At 60.7% G+C, this 16,204-nt stretch carries 17 protein-coding genes and 6 pseudogenes; 19 read left to right on the top strand and 4 right to left on the bottom strand.

Going from position 1 to position 16,204, the window contains the following annotated elements; translation table 11 throughout:
* The first annotated feature begins 11 nt into the window (after positions 1–11).
* The 9 genes and pseudogenes from LPJGGPFB_RS24210 to LPJGGPFB_RS24170 form a co-directional block, all read left to right on the top strand.
* Positions 12–977: a carbohydrate ABC transporter permease gene (locus LPJGGPFB_RS24210; protein ID WP_173422509.1), complete on the top strand. Its 966-nt coding sequence runs from the start codon at positions 12–14 to the stop codon at positions 975–977.
* Positions 974–1,834: an ABC transporter permease subunit gene (locus LPJGGPFB_RS33650; protein WP_173422508.1), complete on the top strand. Its 861-nt coding sequence runs from the start codon at positions 974–976 to the stop codon at positions 1,832–1,834. The genes LPJGGPFB_RS24210 and LPJGGPFB_RS33650 overlap by 4 nt, the downstream gene beginning before the upstream one ends.
* 10 nt (positions 1,835–1,844) lie before the next feature.
* Entirely contained in the window at positions 1,845–2,564 is a 720-nt protein-coding gene (locus tag LPJGGPFB_RS24200) for a sugar phosphate isomerase/epimerase family protein (protein WP_173422507.1), read from the top strand.
* Positions 2,561–3,424 (top strand): PfkB family carbohydrate kinase, encoded by an 864-nt coding sequence (locus LPJGGPFB_RS24195; protein ID WP_173422506.1) that lies wholly within the window; start codon positions 2,561–2,563, stop codon positions 3,422–3,424. Before LPJGGPFB_RS24200 ends, LPJGGPFB_RS24195 begins: the two co-directional genes overlap by 4 nt.
* Before the next feature lie 2 nt (positions 3,425–3,426).
* Positions 3,427–4,830, top strand: a complete 1,404-nt coding sequence (locus LPJGGPFB_RS24190) for an NAD(P)/FAD-dependent oxidoreductase (protein ID WP_173422505.1) — start codon at positions 3,427–3,429, stop codon at positions 4,828–4,830.
* A 46-nt stretch (positions 4,831–4,876) separates the two neighbouring features.
* A complete protein-coding gene (locus LPJGGPFB_RS24185; protein WP_173422504.1) occupies positions 4,877–6,004 on the top strand; it encodes an ABC transporter ATP-binding protein in 1,128 nt (375 codons plus the stop codon).
* Between the two features lie 342 nt (positions 6,005–6,346).
* A complete protein-coding gene (locus tag LPJGGPFB_RS24180; protein ID WP_173422503.1) occupies positions 6,347–6,667 on the top strand; it encodes a hypothetical protein in 321 nt (106 codons plus the stop codon).
* A 566-nt stretch (positions 6,668–7,233) separates the two neighbouring features.
* Positions 7,234–7,614: pseudogene (locus tag LPJGGPFB_RS24175) on the top strand (pyridoxal-phosphate dependent enzyme); the annotation flags it as partial.
* Positions 7,608–7,859, top strand: a pseudogene (locus tag LPJGGPFB_RS24170) (transposase domain-containing protein); the annotation flags it as partial. The pseudogenes LPJGGPFB_RS24175 and LPJGGPFB_RS24170, both read left to right, overlap by 7 nt.
* Positions 7,860–8,194: 335 nt before the next feature.
* Here LPJGGPFB_RS24170 and LPJGGPFB_RS24165 read toward each other — a convergent pair.
* Together LPJGGPFB_RS24165 and LPJGGPFB_RS24160 are read right to left on the bottom strand one after the other, a co-directional pair.
* Positions 8,195–8,497: pseudogene (locus tag LPJGGPFB_RS24165) on the bottom strand (DUF1989 domain-containing protein); the annotation flags it as partial.
* Between the two features lie 21 nt (positions 8,498–8,518).
* Positions 8,519–8,635 (bottom strand): annotated as a pseudogene (locus LPJGGPFB_RS24160) (SAM-dependent methyltransferase); the annotation flags it as partial.
* An 88-nt stretch (positions 8,636–8,723) separates the two neighbouring features.
* Between LPJGGPFB_RS24160 and LPJGGPFB_RS24155 the strand changes: the two are divergent.
* From LPJGGPFB_RS24155 to LPJGGPFB_RS32900, 7 genes and pseudogenes are all read left to right on the top strand, one after another.
* Positions 8,724–9,476, top strand: a complete 753-nt coding sequence (locus LPJGGPFB_RS24155) for a FadR/GntR family transcriptional regulator (RefSeq protein WP_173422502.1) — start codon at positions 8,724–8,726, stop codon at positions 9,474–9,476.
* A 35-nt stretch (positions 9,477–9,511) separates the two neighbouring features.
* Complete coding sequence (locus LPJGGPFB_RS24150) at positions 9,512–10,504, top strand: TRAP transporter substrate-binding protein (RefSeq protein ID WP_173422501.1); 993 nt, start codon at positions 9,512–9,514, stop codon at positions 10,502–10,504.
* 73 nt (positions 10,505–10,577) lie between these two features.
* Positions 10,578–11,045 (top strand): TRAP transporter small permease, encoded by a 468-nt coding sequence (locus LPJGGPFB_RS24145; RefSeq protein WP_173422500.1) that lies wholly within the window; start codon positions 10,578–10,580, stop codon positions 11,043–11,045.
* 10 nt (positions 11,046–11,055) lie between these two features.
* Positions 11,056–12,333 (top strand): TRAP transporter large permease, encoded by a 1,278-nt coding sequence (locus LPJGGPFB_RS24140; RefSeq protein WP_173422499.1) that lies wholly within the window; start codon positions 11,056–11,058, stop codon positions 12,331–12,333.
* 15 nt (positions 12,334–12,348) lie between these two features.
* On the top strand, positions 12,349–12,795 hold the full coding sequence (gene rpiB, locus LPJGGPFB_RS24135) for a ribose 5-phosphate isomerase B (RefSeq protein WP_173422498.1): 447 nt from the start codon (positions 12,349–12,351) through the stop codon (positions 12,793–12,795).
* A 543-nt stretch (positions 12,796–13,338) separates the two neighbouring features.
* Complete coding sequence (locus LPJGGPFB_RS32905) at positions 13,339–13,728, top strand: hypothetical protein (protein ID WP_234903097.1); 390 nt, start codon at positions 13,339–13,341, stop codon at positions 13,726–13,728.
* Positions 13,729–13,962, top strand: a pseudogene (locus LPJGGPFB_RS32900) (LacI family transcriptional regulator); the annotation flags it as partial.
* On the opposite strand, the pseudogene LPJGGPFB_RS32895 reads toward LPJGGPFB_RS32900, so the two are convergent.
* Positions 13,945–14,276 (bottom strand): annotated as a pseudogene (locus LPJGGPFB_RS32895) (Fic family protein); the annotation flags it as partial. The pseudogenes LPJGGPFB_RS32900 and LPJGGPFB_RS32895 overlap by 18 nt on opposite strands.
* 94 nt (positions 14,277–14,370) lie before the next feature.
* Here LPJGGPFB_RS32895 and LPJGGPFB_RS24125 point away from each other — a divergent pair.
* The 3 genes from LPJGGPFB_RS24125 to LPJGGPFB_RS24115 all read left to right on the top strand — a co-directional run bounded on the left by LPJGGPFB_RS24125 (position 14,371) and on the right by LPJGGPFB_RS24115 (position 15,453).
* On the top strand, positions 14,371–14,625 hold the full coding sequence (locus tag LPJGGPFB_RS24125) for a type II toxin-antitoxin system ParD family antitoxin (RefSeq protein WP_173422496.1): 255 nt from the start codon (positions 14,371–14,373) through the stop codon (positions 14,623–14,625).
* Positions 14,625–14,918 carry a type II toxin-antitoxin system RelE/ParE family toxin gene (locus LPJGGPFB_RS24120; RefSeq protein ID WP_173422495.1) on the top strand — a complete coding sequence of 98 codons (294 nt, stop codon included), beginning with the start codon at positions 14,625–14,627 and terminating at the stop codon, positions 14,916–14,918. Before LPJGGPFB_RS24125 ends, LPJGGPFB_RS24120 begins: the two co-directional genes overlap by 1 nt.
* A gap of 112 nt (positions 14,919–15,030) precedes the next feature.
* Complete coding sequence (locus LPJGGPFB_RS24115; RefSeq protein WP_173422494.1) at positions 15,031–15,453, top strand: hypothetical protein; 423 nt, start codon at positions 15,031–15,033, stop codon at positions 15,451–15,453.
* A 9-nt stretch (positions 15,454–15,462) separates the two neighbouring features.
* Here LPJGGPFB_RS24115 and LPJGGPFB_RS24110 read toward each other — a convergent pair whose 3' ends face one another.
* On the bottom strand, positions 15,463–16,194 hold the full coding sequence (locus tag LPJGGPFB_RS24110; RefSeq protein WP_173422493.1) for an SOS response-associated peptidase: 732 nt from the start codon (positions 16,192–16,194) through the stop codon (positions 15,463–15,465).
* Positions 16,195–16,204 lie beyond the last annotated feature (10 nt).

Below are 16,204 nucleotides of genomic sequence, written 5' to 3'. Positions count from 1 at the left end.
ACAGGCCGACGATGACTGTCATAAAGCAAGACTATAAGGGTGGAGCCGTCAAAATCGGCTTCGCCGGGCCGGGCCGGCCTGAAAAAGACCGGCTCGGTCCGTTCGCCGGGATCCTGTCCTTCCGCTGGGTCCTTATCGCCTTCGTCCTGATCCTCTGGTTTGTCTATTACCCGATCATTGACAACTTCTTCGTCAGCACGCGGAACCAGGACATCTTCACGGGCCAGACCGACTTCGTCGGGCTCGACAATTACCGGCGCCTGCAGGACGATCCGGTCGTATGGACGGCGATCGTCAACAACACGCTCTATGCGGTCATCTCCGTCATTTTCCAGGTTTTCGGCGCGTTCGTGCTCGCCGCGCTCATCGAGGGGCTGAGCGAGGAGAGATGGCGCCGGTTTTGGCGCGCCGTCTATTTCATACCCTCGGCCATCTCGATCACCGTCACCGGCCTCCTGTTCTATTTCATTTACCAGCCCGATATCGGCCTACTGGATTCGGCGTTGACGCAAATCGGGTTTGCGCATTGGTCCCGCGCCTGGCTCGGCGAGGAGGGAACCGCGATCTATGCCATCATCGCCATGAGCCAGTGGCAGGGCTTTGGATATTCCACGCTGCTGTTTGCCATCGCGATCCAGAAGATCCCGCGCGAACTCTACGACGCAGCGATCATGGACGGTGCGGGAACCTGGCGGCGCCTGTGGAACATCACCTTTCCGCTGACCCGCGAAATGACTGGCCTCATGGTGATCGTCACGATCACCGGCGCGTTCCAGGTCTTCAACGAGGTCATGGTGATGACCGGTGGAGGGCCGAACAACAGCAGCCAGGTGCTGGGCACATGGCTCTACCAGCAGGGCTTCATCGAAAACGACTTCGGCTACGGCGCGGCCATCGCATCGGTCATCTTCGTCATCACGCTCATCACCGGCTTCGCGCAGCTCTGGTACACCAAGCGACGGAGGGTCGATCTGTGAGCACGTCCTCTCAACTCCCGGAAGCTCGGCGCACCGATTTCATCGCCGGATTAGCGAAGGTCTGCCTCGTCACCTTCCTCGTCAGCCTCGGCGTCATCGTGCTCTATCCGCTGTTGTGGATGGCGCTGAACGGCTTCAAAACCAATGCTGAGATCTTCGGCAATCCGTTCGCCTTACCGGGCGGTTTCAGCATCGCGAACTACATCTCGGCCTGGAACCAGGGCATCCGCAACTATATCGCGACGAGCATCATCGTCACCTTGGGCTCGGCCATCTGTACGGTGCTGGTCAGCGCCTGTACCGCCTACGGCCTCACCCGCTCGAAACTGCCGGGAAAGCCCTTCTTCGTCGGCATCGTGCTCGGCGGGCTCATGCTGAGCCCGACGGTCGCGGTCATCCCGCTCGTGCGCATGATGCAGGAGCTCGGCCTCTACAATACCTACTGGGCGCTGATCATCCTCTATATCGCCTTCCGCATTCCCTTCACGACCTTCCTCATCCGCGCCTATATGCTCGGCCTGCCGCGTGACCTGGACGAGGCGGCCATCATGGACGGGGCGAGCGAAGGCCAGATCTTCTGGCGGGTGACGCTGCCGCTCTGCAAACCGATCCTGGTCTCATGCGTGATCCTGCATGTCCTCTTCGCTTGGAACGAATATCTCTTCGCCATGATCTTCACCAGCGGCGCGGACCTCCAGACACTGCCCGTCGGCCTCACCTCCATCATGTCGAAGCACGGAACGAACTACGCCGTCGTCTTCGCGGCGATGACGCTCTCGGCGTTTCCCATCGTCGTCACCTTCTTCGCGGCTCAGCGCTTCTTCATCCGCGGGCTTGCCGAGGGCATCGGCAAATAGGGCAGGGCATATGTTGAACCGCAAACAGCTCATCGGTGCGAACTTCTCCTTTCAGCACCATCCGTTCCGCTGGACTGCCGAGCACCTGTGCGCCATGGGGTTCGACCGGATGGAACTGTGGGGGATCGCCCCCCATCTCGACCTCTTCCACGACAGCTGCGCGCAACGTTTCCTGCACGCCGCCGACATCTGCGCCGAGCTTGGCGCGACTTACCTCTTCCTAACGCCGGGCCGTGGCTTCGAGTGCGAAAGCCGGGACATCGCCTTTGCGCATTCGGTCGCATCCATCACCCGGATTGCGGCGCATGCCAGAGACATTGGCGTGTCCTGCCTGCTGGAGCCGCTCCAGCCCGTCGAAAGCAATATCCTAACAAATGCGGATGAGCTTTATGCCCTGAGGCGTTCGCTCGACGACGACCATATCGACGTGGTTCTTGACCTTGTCGCCATGGCGACGGCGGGCGACAGCGTCTTGGGCTATTTCGAGCGGTTCGCAAAGTGCATCGCCCACGTCCATGTCGTCGACGGCACGCCGGCTGGGCATCTGGCCTGGGGTGACGGCAACCTGCCGCTCAGCGACTATCTCGCCGAACTCGGCATGTATGGTTTTACCGGCACGCTGACGTTCGAGCCCTTCGGCAACGGAAGCTATGCCCTCGATCCCCCTTTCACCTGGCGGCGGTGCCTCGAGGCGGTTGCCCCTCATTTCAATCAAGTGGAACAAGCATGAAGAACGCCAATCCTACCCTGATCGCCGTCGGCGACAATTGCCTCGACGCCTATCTCAGCAAGGGCTTCCTCACCGTGGGCGGCAATGCCCTCAATGTCGCCGTCCAGTGGCGCCGGCAGGGCTTGAATGCCCGTTATTTCGGCGCGCTCGGGCCGGACGAGGAAGCGGAGATCATGGTTGGCGCCATTGAGGATGCAGGCCTCGCCCGGGCCGATATCGAAATACGTCCGGGCGCTTCGGCTGTGACGCTCCTGAGCGACGACGCCGGCGAGCGGCGCTTTCTCTTAGAGTCCCTCGGCGTCGGCGAGGACTATGTCCCTAACGCTGAACGTTACACAGCGCTGTTGCAGGCCAACTGGGTGCATCTCGGTACAAATTCGAGCGAGCGGCTGGTCCGCCGCCTCGTCGCCGATGCCGTGGCATTCAGCATCGATGTCTCCACACGGCATTTCGACCTCCCGCTCGAAGGGGTGCCACTGGTGTTCGCTTCCGGCCCTGAAGACCCTACCGAGCCGGTCGAGCCGCTGATCGCGCGGTTCAAGGCGGCGGGCGCGCGCCAGGTTGTGATCACCTGCGGCAGGCGCGGTTCCTTCCATGACGATGGCGGCACGCTGTTTGAGGCCGGCTCGGTGCCGGTGGCCGTGGTCGATACCTGCGGCGCGGGGGACAGTTTCATTGCGACTTTCCTCGTATCGCGCTTCTTCGAGATGCTTTCCGGGGAGGCGGCTCTTGACCGTTCTGCCGGGAGGGCAGCGGAAACCTGCACACATCTCGGTGGGTTTCCCCAGCCGATCCAGGCAATTCCCCAATGGTTGCTGGACAAGTACGACAGCGTTATCCGCACGACACAAAGGGCTTGAGCATGAACATCATCAAGATGAGGCCGCCTGTGGCTGCAGCAAAGGGTGACCGTTCCTACTGGCTGCAGAGCATCGATGCGGACGCCGTCACCGCTCCTTTGCATGGCAGTGAGGACTGCGACGTGGCGATCGTCGGCGGCGGATATGCCGGTCTCTGGTCGGCTCTTCGGATAAAGGAGGAAGCCCCGCAGACGCGCGTGACCGTTCTTGAGGCTGACTTCTGCGGGTCGGGCGCTTCTGGCCGCAATGGCGGTCAGGTTCACAGCTGGTTTGCCGAAATCGATATGCTGCGGGCGCTTGTGGGTGCAGATGAAGCACTCATGCTGTGCCGCGCGACCACTGATGCCATCGAAGAACTGAGCAGCTTGCAGGCCGCAGGCACCATCGACATGGATCTGCGGCTCGACGGCTGGCTGTGGACGGCAAGCTCGACCGCTCAGGAAGGCGCCTGGGCGCAAGCTTGCAACGTGTGCCGTACGATGGGCGAAGACCGCTTCCGACCGCTCAAGCGTACAGAAATCCTGCTGCGCACGGGCTCCGTAGCCTCCTATGTCGGCATCGTGGAGGAGAGGGCAGGGACTGTCCACCCCGCAAAGCTCGCCCTCGGCCTGCGCCGGCTCGCCCTTTCCAGGGGCGTCGTTATTCGCGAGCACAGTCCGGTTCTCGAAATCGTGCCAGGCGACAGACCGCAGTTGCGAACAGCAAAAGGCGTGCTGTCTGCCGGCAAGGTGATCCTTGCCGCAAACGCCTGGCTGTCGGCAATTCCGGAACTGCACCCCTATCTCTACGTCGTCAGCAGCCAGGTCATCGCCACCGCACCTGTACCTGACGTTCTGGATGAAATCGGCTGGACCGGTGGCGCCTCGATCTGCGATGCGCAGCATCACGTGCTCTATTATCAGCGAACGCCAGGCGGCGAAGTCATCTTCGGGCGTGGCACGGGCGGCATTGCCTTTGGTGACCGGATCGACCATCGATTCAACCGCAGCGGCGATGCCGGGGCGGACAATATCCGCGAAATGCATCGGGTCTATCCGCAACTCAAAGGCGTGCCAGTTCTCTACGATTGGACCGGGCCCATCGACTGCACGGCGCAGCACCTCCCGGTTTTTGATCGTCTGAGAGATCACCCGAACATCTTCTATGCCATGGGTTTCAACGGCACGGGCATCGCGCAAGCGCCAGTCGCCGGGAAGATCATGGCAAGCCTTGTGCTGGGCCGCGACGATGTGTGGAGCCGGTGCGGGCTGGTCGGCATCGCCAGACGGACGCGGCTGCCGCCAGAACCCCTGCGCTACGCGGGGGCCAGGGTAGTCCGTGGGGCCATTCGCCGGAAGAATGACCTCGAAATCCAAAACCGGAAGCCGGATCGGATAACGCGGTTCCTGGCCGGGCTCGCGCCCTGACGGGCGGTGTCTTCGCGGGTGAAATCAAGGAAATGGAGCGGGAACGATGGCTGATCTGACGCTGAGAAACATACGCAAGGCTTATGCCGATTTTGAGGTGCTGCACGGGATCGACCTCGATATCAAGTCGGGAGAATTCATCGTCTTTGTCGGGCCCTCCGGCTGCGGAAAGTCGACACTGCTGCGTACGATCGCGGGTCTCGAGACGATAACATCGGGCGACCTCGTCATCGAAGGGGAGCGGATGAACACGGTGGCGCCTTCCAAGCGCGGCATTTCCATGGTGTTCCAGTCCTATGCCCTCTATCCGCATATGACCGTCTATGAAAACATGGCTTTCGGACTGCGCATTGCCGGCGTGTCGAAGACCGAGATCGACGGGCGGGTTCACAAGGCGGGAGAGATCCTGCAACTCGGCAAGTATCTGCAGAGGTTGCCGAAAGCGCTTTCGGGCGGACAGCGGCAACGGGTTGCCATCGGCCGCGCCATCGTCCGCAATCCGCGGGTCTTCCTCTTCGACGAACCGCTTTCCAACCTCGACGCGGCGTTGCGGGTGGCGACACGGATCGAAATCGCCAAATTGAAGCGAAACATGCCGGATGTGACCATGATCTATGTGACCCATGACCAGGTAGAGGCAATGACCTTGGCCGACCGCATCGTCGTATTCAAGGACGGGAACATCGAGCAGGTTGGAACGCCCCTGGAACTATATAAGCGACCGGCCAACCTTTTCGTCGCCCAGTTCATCGGCTCGCCCGCGATGAACATTCTCGAAGGCACGGTCGTCGGGAAGTCGGAGGGCGTCGCGCACCTCATGCTTCAATGCGGCGCGGCGCTAGAGGTGTCTGACGATCGCGGGGCGCTGTCAGTGGGCGAAAGGATCAGCATCGGCATTCGCCCTGAGAACACGCACCTCATGGCATCAAGGGAAAGTGGACCGGTGATTACCGGCACGGTCGATTTTGTCGAGCATCTGGGCGAAGTTCAGATTCTTTACGTCGATGTGGCCGGTTCTGCGCAAAAATACCTGATCAAGGCGGCGGACGACAGAGCATACGCAAGCATGGACACCATACGGTTCACGGCCCAAGCGCCTGACATCCACATTTTTGATGCAGAAGGTAGTTCTATCGCCGGGCGAGTCCTGGAGGCACACCCGCTCGAGCGATAGTGCACTCACCACACCGGGTGGCGGGCGCGCATGGCTGCAAATGTCGCACCGTTACCGCTTGATCGACCCGCGTGCCGTACAAGCCCTGAACTCGACCGCTTTTTCATCGGTTCACGATGCTAAAACTATAGCCGTTAGCCATGCACCCAGTGCCAGCAACAGCCACACTCTAGCGGGCTTGAACCGCCTCCTGCGGGCACCTTCCCAATCGTAGGTCATCATGTCCTCCTCTCGGTGGCGCACAATGCACAAATGTAGGCCAGAGGAAAAGCCCGTTAAGAAAGAGTTCGCGCGATAAGCAGGGGGCGCGACCTCTGGTGGTGCGTTACTTAGAGACGGCTCTTGAGCCCTTACGATCCCCTGCTTTTCGGCATGCTTGGCACCCGGTCAATCGCACTCATCCGCCTGGACGAATTCGAGGAAGCCGCAGAATCGGCGGTCAAGGCGGCGGCCCGCCCGAATGCGCATGTCCACATCCTGGCGACTGCCGCCCATTGTCTCGCACTCTCCGGGCGTATCGGTGAAGCCCGCAACTATGCTGCCCCCATCCGTCTCCAGAACCCGGATTACCGAACGGATAACTTCCTCGACGCGGTCCCTTTCACGCCCGACGTCATCGCCCGATATCGCGAAGCGGCGGTCGTGATCGTACTGGCGACCTGAGCCATCGAACAGAATGGGTCAAAGTGGGTGAAGGGATGGCTGAGTGTCGGCGCCCGGAATTGTTCAGATAATTCGCATCCAGTGCGCCTGCATGCTCGGCACGGTGATTGATCGGATGCGGCGGTCGCCGCCTGGGGATCTCCGGACTGCGGGTGTACGAAGGCGAGCGCATAGTGACCGTGGGCAAAGTTGGGGCTCAGATGGATGGAGTGCTCCAATTCGCGCACCGCCTGGTCGTGGTCGCCCGTCAGCCAAGGGGCGCGACCCATCGACCAACAGGCTCTGCCCGGCCGCTTCAGCGCCTCCTTAGCCTCGGCGTCGCGGTCGCCCCAGAGCTGGAGTGCCCTTTGCCAGTGGGTGAAGGAGAGACCCGCGTGCGCCCGCGAGAATGTCGGGCAAGGTCACGGCCACGCCGTGCCGCATGAGCGTCATCGGTCCGAGGAGCCGGAGTTCCAGCTCCTGCGCCGAAAAAACCACGCTTGGGCCATCCGTTTGCATGCGCACTCCCACGCGGACAGTTTAGCATCCCTGGCGCAACCAAGAATCCGGAAGTGTGAGAGGTTTCCATGCCCATCAATTCAGGACAAGGAACCACGAGCGGCCGCGGGCGGCTTTTCGACAGTGTGCTTGAGACGATCGGGGACACGCCGGCGATCCGCGTCAACAATCTCCGGGCCGGCAATGCGACGATCTATGTCAAGGCGGAGTTCTTCAATCTGGCTTCGTCTGTCAAGGACAGGCTCGCCATAGCGATAATCGAGGAAGCCGAGCGCTGCGGCAAGCTGAAGCCCGGTCAGACCGTGGTCGAGGCAACCAGCGGCAACACCGGCATCGGGCTTGCGATGGTCTGCGCGCAAAATGGCTATCCGCTCGTCGTTACCATGGCCGATAGTCTCTCCGCCGAGCGCCGCCGGCTGATGGGCATCCTGGGTGCCAAGGTCGTGCTGCCGAGCCAGCTCTGCGAGGCTTCGCACTCGGCAGAAAATCGTGGCTCTTCGCCGGATCAGATCGGGGAGCTGACCCTGCCGCTTTCATGGCCACGCTGATCATGAGTGCCAAGCTCAACGACATCGATCCGCAGGCGTGGCTTGCCGAGGTTCTTACCCGCATCGCGGACACTCCGATTACCAGGTTGGAGCAACTGCTTCCGTGGAATTGGACGCCCCCGACCATCAACGCTCAAGGGGCCTGACCTGCGGCCTTCACCGGATGCTTACAGAGATCAGGCCCGACTACAAGTTCAACGTGTTCGTCGATCAGGATATCATATTCCCCGGGTCGTATACGAACAAAACCACTATTGGATGAGAAACGAACGAAGCCCTTGTCGAGGGAGTCCACCGCCCCACGTCCTTGAAAAGGCATCGTCGGCATCAGTTTGAGAAGCGCGGCTCGCTCGTTCGAGCTTCAATTTAATCTAACAGAAGCCTGCCTACTAGCTAAGCGGTTTGGCCGCTGGCGTCCCAAATAGGAGGCAGCGTATAGTTCCGATATGGCGGTGGTAGTCCAAAAACGTGGCGCGGCCTTTTAAAGTCCGTGCGAGCGATCGTAGCCATTTACCTGCGGCGCCTGCCAACCCTTGGGCAAGCCCTGCGGCTTGTAGATCTCGACAGTCAACGGATAGCAAGGGGCAGTGTCGGAGGAGTGTTCTGAGGAGCAATCGCCGCCGGGGCAGGCCGACATATTGCCGAGCAAGTCGATTTCGGCGAAGAACTCGAGATAATCGCCCGGACGCACGGGGCTGGCTTTCATGAAATACTGCCCGGTGTTGCGGGTGAAGCCGGTGCACATGAAGAGGTTGAGCACGTCGTGCACATGAGGCTCGGCGTCCTTCTAACTGCGGTCGCGAACCAGGTTCTGGCGGCCCGCAGACGCCCAGGCGCCGAGTTCCGGCCCCAACGGAAACCGGTGGCCGAAAGCCAGGTCGAACATTTCGGACCGTTTCCACCAGTGGTCCCTAATCACCAACCCGACTTGAAATTTTCCCCGTCGGTGGCAGCCGCCTTGACGTCATATACAACTGGTGTATTAGTGGTCATACCAGTGGAGGCCAGTTATGAATACAGTCGTTGCGGAGGAGGCAGCGGACATTGCAGGGACGGAGAAGGTTCTCACCTTCTTCCGGGAGCAACTGCTGTCCGGAGCGCTGAAAGAGGGGGATCGCCTGCTGGGCGAACGGGAACTGTCGCTGACCCTTGGTGTCTCCCGGCCCGTTTTGCGGGAGGCGCTGCGATCGCTGGCGAACCTCGGCTTTCTCGACATACGCCACGGCAAGGGGGCATTCGTCCGCAGGGCGGACATGGCCGTGCTCGGCGACTTTCTGACCTTTTGCCTGGCCCAGCAGCCCGACATGATGGATGATATCATGCAGGCGCGCATCGCTATCGAGTGCCAGGCCATCCGTCTTGCATGCCTTCGCGCGACAGACGGCGACCTTTCCCGGATCGGTGGACTGCTAGCCCGCCTGATGGAGACACTGGACGACGCCGAGGATGGCGGTGCGGCCGACTTCGCATTCCATCACGCGCTGGTCGAAGCCAGCCGAAGCCCGGCGCTCATCACGATCTACCAGTCCATCGCGACCTTGCTGAGGCGCAGCCACGTCAATCGGCGCGTGGAGACGCACGAAATCGGCGGTATCCGCGACTACCTCGTCGAGGCCCATCGCGAGATCTATCTCTGCCTGCTTTCGCGCGAGCCGAACGAGGCAGAACACAAGCTGAGACAACATTTTGCGATTGGCGACGAGCTCCGACGCAAGGGCTACATCGCCGCATTCACCAAGAAGGATCTGCCGAAAGAGGAGTGAGGCAGATCAGTCTTTTATCCAAGGAGGAGGAAAAAATGCTGAACATACTGAAACTGGGCGCCATAACAGCGGTGGCCCTGGGAACATCACTCGCCGCCGTCACCGCGATGGCCGCCGAACTGCGATATGCGCATGTCGGCGCCGAAGGAGACATTCAGACGGTCTACGCGGCTCAGGCTGCAGAAGCGATCAAGGCCGCGACCAATGGCGACGTCACGGTCACGGTCTATCCGGCCAGTCAGCTTGGCGGCGTTGCCGAGATGGTCGATGGCGTGCGCATGGGGTCCATCTCCATGGGCCATCACGACTTCGCTTCGCTTGCCCGTCTCGTGCCGGAAGTCGCGGTGTTCAACGCGCCTTTCATCTATCGTGACGGCGCCCATGCGCTGGCGGCAACCGATCCGGACACTTCGCCGGCCCTGCAAGCGGTCAATGAAAAGCTGATTGCCCAGGGTGTACGCATCATCGGCCGCATTTATCGCGGCGACCGGCATATATCATCAAACTTTCCGGTCAAGACACCGGCCGATCTCGCCGGCAAGCCATTCCGCGCAGTGCCGCTCGAACTTTGGGTCTCCATGGTAAAGGGCTTCGGCGCCATTCCCACGCCGGTCGAGGTCGCCGAGCTTCCGACCGCCCTAATGACCGGGGTCGTCGTCGGACAGGAGAACCCGTTGACGATGATAGCATCCAACAACCTCAACGAGGTCCAGTCGCATCTTTCGATGACCGGCCACATGCGGGCCGTGCTGGCTGTCTTCATCAACGAGGAAGTCTGGCAGGGCATGAGCGAGGAGCAGCGTGCCGCGATCACCAAGGTGTTGGACGATGAGGCGGAGAAGTCCTTGCAGATGGCAACACAAGCTGAAGCCAAACTGGTCGAGGACCTCAAGGGCCGGGGCATGACGGTGATCACTGAAGCCGACGGGCTGGACGTTGCGACCTTCCGCGAGAAGGTGAGCGCTCAGATCAAGCAGGACTTTCCGAACTTCGAGCCGCTAATCGCCCAGATCGAGGCCGTTGAGTAACCATCGGCAGCGCAGGGGCGGACATGCGACGCCCCTGCGACAAATTCCCATATTCCGCATAGGAGTTAGCAAGATGCGCTTGCCCGAACGCGTCCTGACCGCGATCGTCGCCGTGCTCGTCGCGGGCCTGGTACTGGTGCCGACCGCGCAGGTCGTCATGCGCAACGTCTTCACCCTGCCCTTCATCGGGGCGGAGGAACTGACGCGCTTCCTTTTGATCTGCCTCGTCTTCTGCGCTTATCCGCTTGTCGTGGAGAACGGCGAGAACATCGTCATGGGGGAGATCAAGGCCAGCCTGCCCGCAAAACTGCGCGCGATCGTCAATGTCAGCATTTCCGTCAGCGCAATTGCAATCACCGGATTTCTGGCCTGGGTCACGGCCACGAACATCTCGAAGAACCTCGCGAATGCCACGCCGACGTTGGGCATCCCGTTCTGGATTTTCCTAGGAGCCACGCTCTTCGGCTTCGCCGGCGCAGCGCTGGTCCATCTGATCCACCTGCGCAAGCCGCCGCAGGCGGACAAGAATATCGCAGTCTGAGGAGCGTCCCATGGGTTTTCTGGTCGTCGTCGCCTTTTTGGGCCTCTTCATTCTCGGCTTTCCGGTCGTTTATGCCATCCTGTTGCCGTCCATCGCCTACGTGCTCATCGAGGGGCTGCCGTTTGGGCTGCTGGCGCAGCGAATAACCTATGCGCTGGATTCCTTCCCGCTCGTCGCAGTGCCGCTTTTCATTTTTGTCGGCAACCTCATGAACCTTTCCGGTATCACAGACCGCATTTTCCGGTTCGCCTATACCCTGGTCGGTCGGATCCCCGGCGGCCTGGCGCAGGTGAATGTCTTCGGCAGCCTGGTGTTTTCCGGCATGTCGGGCGCCGCGCTTGCCGATATCGGCGGCCTCGGCCGCATCGAGATCGACGCCATGAGAAAACGCGGCTTCAACCCGGCCTTCGCCGGCGCGGTGACCGCAGCGTCCGCCACGCTCGGACCGATCTTCCCGCCCTCAATCCCGCTGATCGTCTATGGCTCGGTCACCAGCGTCTCCATCGTCCAGTTGCTGGTCGCCGGTATCATGCCGGCCATCGTCTGTACGATCCTTCTCATGCTGACCGTCCTGGTCGTGGCCCTGCGCCACAAGCATCCGCGCGCAGAGCGCTGGTCTACCCCCGGCGAAATCTTGCAGACGCTGCTGCCCGCTCTGCCCGCCATCGTCGCGCCTGTGCTGATGGTCGGTGGAATGATCGCCGGCGCCTTCACGCCTACCGAGGCCGCAGCGATCACGGCAGTCTACGTCATATTCATCAGCGCCGTGTTCTATCGCGAACTGACCTTCGCGCACCTGTGGAATTCGGCCGTGCTGACGGCCCGCAGTTCCAGCGCCATTCTCATCATCGTGGCGTCTGCGGCGCTGTTCGGCTGGATCCTGGCGGTTGAGCAGGTTCCTCAGACCTTCGCGGCAGCACTTCTGGGGCTATCGAATGATCCGCTGATGCTGCTGATCATAGCCAACCTCATCTTCTTCGTTGCCGGCATGTTCCTCGATTCCACCACGGCGACGCTGCTTCTGGTTCCGATCATCGCACCACCGCTGGTGCTGGCCGGCGTCGACCCTGTCCAGCTCGGCATCGTGACGATCTTCAACCTGATGCTGGGCCTGTTGACACCACCCATGGGTTTGTCGCTGTTTCTTGTTTCGGACATTGCCAAGGTGTCGGTGAGACAGCTCCTGCGCGCCCTGCTGCCCTTCTATATCCCGCTCCTGTCCACACTGATGATCCTGACCTTCGCGAAGGATTTCACGCTGTGGCTGCCCCGCCTGATTGCTCAATAACCTGGAGAACCAAAAATGCGCATCGTCATCGGCTCGGACCACGCCGGCTTTCCGCTCAAGTCCACCATCGTGGAGCACATTAAGTCCCTCGGCCACGAGGTCGTGGATGTCGGCTCCTATGATCCGAATCCCGTCGACTTCCCGGATGTCGCGAAGAACGTGACTGCTTCCATCATTGCCGGAACGGCCGAACGCGGCCTGCTCGTCTGCGGTACCGGTGTCGGGGCCTCGATTGCGGCGAACAAGGTCAAGGGCATCCGCGCGGCAGTTTGCCACGATGTCCACTCCGCGCACCAGTCGGTGGAGCACGACGATGTGAACGTCATGTGCATCGGCGCACAGATCGTCGGCGCATGGCTCGCCACGGACCTGGTCGATGCGTACCTCAAGGCCGAATTCTCGACGGATGAGGACTTCCGCCGCCGGGTGCGCAAGCTCGCCGACATGGACGACCAACGCTAGGCTTCGCCGCGGCTTTGGACAGTCGATCATGGGTGCTGGCGGCGACGTGTATAGACCCGTCGCCGGCGGCCACGCGGAACGTGCCGCCGCGATGGTCGCGTCGCCTTAACTGGTCACAATTGCGAACCCTCGTCCACTGACCGGGATGGCCTATGTCCGTGCCGGTCGCATCTCTCGAGTTCACAAAGAGCTGGCACCCTGAGCCTCAGAGGGTTGAGGCCCGGAGGCAACGCGAACGAGAGCATGTCGCCTGATCCAAATAAAGGACGCACATCGGATCTTCAGCGCTTGACCATAACGCCGAAGCAGAGAGGCGAACCTTGACCTCCGAAGTTGTCGCGTCGACTGGCGCATTGCCGAGCTCGAACAGCGCAGCATGGATATCAGGCTCAATGTCTATGCCAAGGCGGCGGCGGGACTTGCCGAAGAGCCCGACCTCGTCTTCATCGTGACCGGCGGCATACCGGATTTTCGGTCCGGTCGTCGGGAGCGAAGTATGCCTCAGCGTGGTCGGTGCGCTTGGAAATCCCAAGCAGGTTGCCGATGATGATCTATGATGCGAGCGGACGCCACCCAGCGCCCTCGGTTGCCGCGGAAATCGCGGCGGCTGGCAAGGCAGTGACGTTCGTTGCGCGCGCACGAGGGCGGCATGAGGTGGTGTTGCGTGATTTGCTGACCGACTGGGAATTACGCGAACCCAACGCGCAGGTCATTGTCGAACATGGGACGATGCCAGTGAACGACGTCTTCGACGAATTGCGGCCGCTCTCGGTGAATGCTGGCGTCACGGAGATCGAAAGACTAGTCGGTTCAACGCCTCTGCGTGCCCGGCCCCCCTCTGGCTTCGAACTGCACAAGATTGGCGACGCGGTCAGCAGGCGATCGGCTAATGCGGCCATGCTGGATGCCCTGCGGCTTGGGGTGCAGTTCTGACGGCGCATCATGTCTGCCGAGGTGTCGCGCGCAGGCCTGATCTTGGCTGTTCCCAGCAGTCCAACGGTCAGTGCGGCAGTAGAAGCAGTTGTGGAGCGGGGTCTCCCGGTCGTCCATGTTGTAACGCGTGCCTCTGGGACGAAAGGGGAGTTCGTCGGCATTGACAGCTACGCTGCGGGACGGACTGCGACTCATCTTATTGCTCGAATGACCCGCCCAAAGGGCTCGGTTGTTGTATTCTCGGACTTCCTGCAGCAGCCGGTAGTAATTAGCCCTTCGCGATTTGAAATAGAGGCTGAGATAAAGCAAGGGTTCCCGAAGTACGCCGGTGGCGCAAAGAAATAGCGTGATCAGGAGGCGGCCGAGACGACCATTGCCGTCCAGGAAAGGGTGGATGGTTTCAAACTGAACGTGAATGAGCCCCGCCTTGATCAGCGGGGGAACCTCGGGTGTATCCGAATGAACGAAGCTCTCCCATTCTCCGAGACAATTCATGACTTCGTTGGGAGGAGGGGCACGAACATGGCGTTTCCGGCAGGACTCGAACCTGCGGTCAATCGGTTCGACAACGTCCTCCGCAGTCTTCTGTGATTTGACAAACTTTGCCATCACGGAGTATTTTGAGATACCAAGGAGACTCGAATGGCGACGATGAATGTGTCCCTGCCGGACCCGATGAAAGAGTGGGTTGAAGCGCAAGCCAAGACCGGTCGATACTCGAACGCGAGTGATTACGTTAGGGACCTTATCCGCAGAGACCAAGCCCGTACTGATAAAATTGCCGAAATGCAACGTTTCGTCGATGACGGACTTAAAAGTGGCGTTGGAACTCGTTCGAAGGACGAGTTGTTCGCAGCAGCAATCGCGCGAGCCGAGATCACCCGCGGGCGCGATTAATGCCATTCAGCCTCTCTGTCGAAGCGGAAGAGGATATCGTCTCAATCGCCGAACAAGGCGTCCGCGATTATGGATCCCCGGTCGCCGAACGGTATCACCATGAGCTTTTTGTTCTGCTTGAGCTTATATCCGCGAACCCTCGAATGGCACGTGAACGCCATGAGATTTCCCCGCCTGTTAGGATCCATCCCTTCAAGGTCCACCTAGTAGTCTATCGGATCAACGACGATGGAAGAATTTTCGTGATCCGCATCCGCCACGCGCACGAAGATTGGATTGGAGACTCACTTTAACGCTCCGTAGGATAACCGCAAGTCAGTAAACGGCGTCCCGCAGCTCTGCAACTGGCAATGGCGTTGCCCTCTATACCGAAACAGTTTCGCCCAGCGGCTCGGCCGCGCGGTAATGAACTCCCTTGCGGAGATCATAGAAACCGACGGCGGCACGGATGGTTACCTCTATGATGCCGAAGGCATCGCCCAGGACATCGACGCGTGTTACCAAAAACTCGTCGCCGAAGAGGAAGCGGCCGAGCCGCCTGATGTGCCGCGACAGACCAGCCACGGGACGCTAATCTTCGCCAGCAGGGGTAGCGCGATGATCACCGGGGCAGATTTGCTTCAGATTTCCCTCGCTCGCGTAAACATGGACCGGTCCGACTTTGAGGCCGCCGGCGTGATTGATGCAGGGCAGGCCGGTGACAAGGCCTGGACGAACTTCGGACGGGACGTGGGCACCTTTATATTGAAGTTGCCTGAGTGGCGCCGTGCTGCGCTGGCGGCTCTAATCAGGGAGCGATCGGGCCGCCGTGACGAGACACCCCACTAACGGTTCGCGTTAGGCCGCTGGATTGTCCGCCACCTGAACGACCTTGAGTTCGCCGTCGGGCAGGGGACGCTGCAGCTGCTGGGCCTCCGTCCAGGGTGCAGTCAGCCACGCCTGGACCTCTTCCCTTGAGGTCAGGACGACCGGCATCGCTTTTTGATGGATCGGCGCAACGATGCCGTTGGGCTCTGTCGTTAGGAAGGCGAAGATGTCGATCGTGATCAGCCCTTCTTTGACTTTGCGAACGCTGGTCCAATCCTTCACCCAAATGCCGGCAAAGAACATCAACGGTTCGTCACTTGTGCTGGCGAACCATGCATTTGGAGTGCGGCCGCCTTCGACCTTGCTTGCCGGGTCCGGTTCGGCGAAGCGGGTTAGGGGAACAACGCAGCGGTTTTCTACTCCCAGCCAACGCTTCCAGTGTTTGCTGGAAGTGTTTCGGACGTTGGTTGTGCCTCCGTCCGGCTCCATCTTCAGGAGTTCGGCAAAGTCCACTTCCTTGCCCTTGGCGCGAAGCTTATCCGCGCGCTTCGTGGCTGCGTCCAATTGCGCCTTACTCGATGAAGGCATGCCCCAGCGAGCCATTGCGAGTTCGCGACGATCCTCGTTGTTGCGAATGATCGGCGCGAAGCGATCGGGGTAGACGTCGATGGATTGCTCTAGGTTACCCACCAGATCATGGGTGACCGAAACGAAGTCGCGGATGGCTTGCTGGTTCGTCGTCAGATTGTAGAGATTGCACATCGCTCTTGCT

The organism is Ensifer adhaerens, assembly GCF_013283195.1.
In the GTDB taxonomy this organism is placed as follows: Bacteria; Pseudomonadota; Alphaproteobacteria; order Rhizobiales; family Rhizobiaceae; genus Ensifer; species Ensifer adhaerens_G.
The sequence above is the reverse complement of the archived record's forward strand: the minus strand, read 5'-3'. Positions and strand labels throughout refer to the sequence as shown.

Bases quoted from the DNA above. Each gene is read 5' to 3' on its own strand.
- LPJGGPFB_RS24195 (WP_173422506.1), top strand. From the start codon at position 2,561: ATGAAGAACGCCAATCCTACCCTGATCGCCGTCGGCGACAATTGCCTC.
- LPJGGPFB_RS24150 (WP_173422501.1), top strand. From the start codon at position 9,512: ATGCTGAACATACTGAAACTGGGCGCCATAACAGCGGTGGCCCTGGGA.
- LPJGGPFB_RS24200 (WP_173422507.1), top strand. From the start codon at position 1,845: ATGTTGAACCGCAAACAGCTCATCGGTGCGAACTTCTCCTTTCAGCAC.
- LPJGGPFB_RS32905 (WP_234903097.1), top strand. From the start codon at position 13,339: ATGATGATCTATGATGCGAGCGGACGCCACCCAGCGCCCTCGGTTGCC.
- LPJGGPFB_RS24185 (WP_173422504.1), top strand. From the start codon at position 4,877: ATGGCTGATCTGACGCTGAGAAACATACGCAAGGCTTATGCCGATTTT.
- rpiB (WP_173422498.1), top strand. From the start codon at position 12,349: ATGCGCATCGTCATCGGCTCGGACCACGCCGGCTTTCCGCTCAAGTCC.
- LPJGGPFB_RS24140 (WP_173422499.1), top strand. From the start codon at position 11,056: ATGGGTTTTCTGGTCGTCGTCGCCTTTTTGGGCCTCTTCATTCTCGGC.
- LPJGGPFB_RS24120 (WP_173422495.1), top strand. From the start codon at position 14,625: ATGCCATTCAGCCTCTCTGTCGAAGCGGAAGAGGATATCGTCTCAATC.
- LPJGGPFB_RS24145 (WP_173422500.1), top strand. From the start codon at position 10,578: ATGCGCTTGCCCGAACGCGTCCTGACCGCGATCGTCGCCGTGCTCGTC.
- LPJGGPFB_RS24115 (WP_173422494.1), top strand. From the start codon at position 15,031: ATGAACTCCCTTGCGGAGATCATAGAAACCGACGGCGGCACGGATGGT.
- LPJGGPFB_RS24210 (WP_173422509.1), top strand. From the start codon at position 12: ATGACTGTCATAAAGCAAGACTATAAGGGTGGAGCCGTCAAAATCGGC.
- LPJGGPFB_RS24155 (WP_173422502.1), top strand. From the start codon at position 8,724: ATGAATACAGTCGTTGCGGAGGAGGCAGCGGACATTGCAGGGACGGAG.
- LPJGGPFB_RS24110 (WP_173422493.1), bottom strand. From the start codon at position 16,194: ATGTGCAATCTCTACAATCTGACGACGAACCAGCAAGCCATCCGCGAC.
- LPJGGPFB_RS24190 (WP_173422505.1), top strand. From the start codon at position 3,427: ATGAACATCATCAAGATGAGGCCGCCTGTGGCTGCAGCAAAGGGTGAC.
- LPJGGPFB_RS24125 (WP_173422496.1), top strand. From the start codon at position 14,371: ATGGCGACGATGAATGTGTCCCTGCCGGACCCGATGAAAGAGTGGGTT.